The sequence below is a fragment of the Rhodococcus sp. R1101 genome (assembly GCF_000278445.1).
Classification (GTDB): Bacteria; Actinomycetota; Actinomycetes; order Mycobacteriales; family Mycobacteriaceae; genus Rhodococcus; species Rhodococcus gordoniae.
The window spans coordinates 1-2,390 of sequence record NZ_AJVB01000549.1 but is presented as its reverse complement, the minus strand read 5'-3'; the positions used below and the strand labels follow the sequence as shown (position 1 = coordinate 2,390).

At 68.8% G+C, this 2,390-nt stretch carries 1 protein-coding gene and 1 pseudogene; one reads left to right on the top strand and one right to left on the bottom strand.

Annotated features, from left to right (window positions below):
• Positions 1-311: pseudogene (locus R1101_RS0121380) on the bottom strand (SpoIID/LytB domain-containing protein); the annotation flags it as partial.
• Positions 312-585: 274 nt separating this feature from the next.
• Here R1101_RS0121380 and R1101_RS0121375 point away from each other — a divergent pair.
• A partial coding sequence (locus R1101_RS0121375) for an N-acetylmuramoyl-L-alanine amidase (RefSeq protein ID WP_016935295.1) occupies positions 586-2,390 on the top strand: 1,805 nt, incomplete at its 3' end.

The window sequence follows — 2,390 nt, the reverse complement described above, 5'->3', positions numbered from 1 at the left end:
ATGATCCGTTCGGCGGTCCATCCGTCCTGGGCGTAGCCGTAGGCACCCCACTGCCCCATTCCGCGGCCGTGGCCGTGGCCGAAGCCGGTGAACGTGAAGGGTGTGTCGGCCGAAACCGCCTGGACGACATCCGGTGTCGCCTGATCGTTCTGTACGAGAGCGCCCACACCGGCGCCGACGAGCAGTGCGGGGGCCACCCCGAGCGCAGCAGCACGAGCGATGGAGGGACGCCATCCGTTGCGCAGCGGCCTGCCGAGGATGATGCGCCGCCTCCGGATCTTGCCTCTGCGCCCGATGGACTGTCGTGACATGACGTTGCTCCCTCGTTGTCGCTTTCGGCGCGAACTCGTGATCCGCGATATCGGACAATTTCGACCGATCCTCAAGCTCAGGTTGAGGCTTAAGGTTTGCTGCGTCTAGTGTGACAAGAGTGACGGAGCTAGGCAACAAATGTCACAGAAGCAACACAAGAATCACGAGTTACAGAACTTTCGTGGCCGATCCGGACTACGAAAGCGACACGTAAGGGACGATCCGAAGTCGGAACCCGTCCGCTCGAGCACCAACGACAGGGAGTAGCAAACAGTGCCGCATCGCCGCCCCAAGCCGTCGATCGTCCTGGGTGCCGTCGCCGCCCTGGCCGTCGCGACGCCCTTCGCCGTCTCCGGGCTGACCAGCACCGCTCCCGAGATCCGGCCTGCCAACGACACCGTCGAGGCGGTGGCACCCGATATCGCGGAAGTCGTGCTCGCCTCGGTGCCCGACCTGATCATCCCGCTCGAGGAACTGACCGGTCTCAACCTGCCCGATCTCAGCCTGAAGCAGATCGTCGACGGGCTTCCCCAGATCACCACCGCGCCCGACCCGAACGGTGGGATCGTCCAGCGCGTCGGCGCGACCGTCAAGGAACTCACCCGCGACACCCCCTTCAGTCTCGTCGCCCTCGCGGCCGAGGACGTCGCCGCCACCGACGCGCTCATCCGCGCCCGGCACGACGACGGCAGCTGGGGTCCGTGGACCGCGACCGAACCGATCGAGACACGCGCCGACGACACCGCCGAGGCGGGGCGGACGGGCACCGAGCCGATCTACGTCGGCGCCACGCGTGCGGTGCAGGTGCTGCTGACGCCGCGTCCCGGCCCCGAACCGAACCTCGCCGGAGCGGAGGCCCCGCCGGCACCTCCGGCACCCGGAGCTCCCCCAGCAGAGGCTCCCGCACCCGGAGCCCCGGCTCCGGAAGCACCGGCCGAGGCCCCGGCCCCCGTCGACGAGGCACCCGCGCCGGTCGCCGCGCCCGCCGCGGACGCGCCCGACCTCGGATATGTGCCCGCGTCCTCGTCCCGGCCGCTGCGCGAGAACCCGCTGCAGGCGGCCGCCGAAGCGGTCAGCGCAGTGCTCATCTCGCCCGGCAGCAGCGAGTCGGACGCGCACCTCGAGGACATCGCGAGCCCGCTCGGCAGCTCCGGCCTGAAGGTCATCACCCGCCAGCAGTGGGGCGCCGACGAGTCGATGCGGTGCCAGAATCCGACCTTCGACGACTCGCTCGGCGGCGCGACCGTGCACCACACCGCGGGGAGCAACAACTACTCGAAGGCCGAATCCGCCGAGATCGTGCGCGCGATCTACGCGTACCACGCACGGACGCTCGGCTGGTGCGACGTCGGGTACAACACGCTCGTCGACAAGTACGGCCAGATCTTCGAGGGTCGCGCCGGTGGTCTCGAGCGCAACGTCCAGGGCGCCCATGCGGGTGGATTCAACGAGAACACCCACGGCATCGCGATCATGGGCGACTTCTCCACCCAGGCACCGCCGCAGGCCGCGATCGATGCGGTCGGTAAGTTCCTCGGCTGGCGTCTGGCACGCGCGGGACTCGACCCCAAGGGCCGCACCACCATGTACTCCGAGGGCACCTCGTTCACCCCGTACCCCCGTGGCACAGCGGTGGATCTGCCGATCATCTTCGCGCACCGCGACGTGGGCAACACCAGCTGCCCGGGCGACGGCGCCTACGCGCAGCTGGGCCAGATCCGCGACATCGCCGCAGCTGCGGCGAAGGGCGGCGGTGGCAGCCCGCAGCCGTCGAAACCGGAGCCCTCGAACCCGAAACCGTCGAACCCGTCACCGTCGAACCCGTCGCCGAACGTGCCGGACATCAACGTCGGAGCGCTGGCCTCGGGATCGGCCGACACGGCCGAGGGTGCGGTCGACGACCTGATCCGCCTCAGCGGTCACCCGCTGGTCCAGAAGTGGCTCGCCGAAGGCGGCGAACTCGGCCGGCTCGGACAGGCAGTGACCTCGATCCTTCCCGCGATCAAGAACGGTTTCGAACGGGTCGATTTCGTCAACGGTGCCATCTACACATCACCGAACGGCGGAACATGGACGGT